1 pseudogene is annotated in these 251 nt (G+C 52.6%); it reads left to right on the top strand.

The annotated features are described in order from the left end of the window. Positions 1-97 (top strand): annotated as a pseudogene (locus AF337_RS45265) (adenylyl-sulfate kinase); the annotation flags it as partial. Positions 98-251: the final 154 nt, after the last annotated feature.

Below are 251 nucleotides of genomic sequence, written 5' to 3'. Positions count from 1 at the left end.
AGCCTATGACGAATGGCACGATGCAATCGTCATCGACACGGCTTTGAAAACGGTGGAAGCGGCTGTTGATGAACTGATCGACCGACTTGGCGACTGAGAAGGAAATTACACCAACCTGCCACCAATCAACGACGAACCGGTATCGAAACCATGGAATCTCGGATCGTTCTCGTTCGTCACAGTCTCCCTTCCATTGAAGGAGATACACCGTCTATCGACTGGAGCCTAAGTGCACCGGGTAAGGCAGCCGC

The sequence above is a fragment of the Rhizobium ecuadorense genome, from assembly GCF_001187535.1.
Lineage (GTDB): Bacteria > Pseudomonadota > Alphaproteobacteria > Rhizobiales > Rhizobiaceae > Rhizobium > Rhizobium ecuadorense.
Note: the sequence above shows the minus strand (reverse complement) of the source record. Positions and strands in the feature narration are given on the sequence as shown.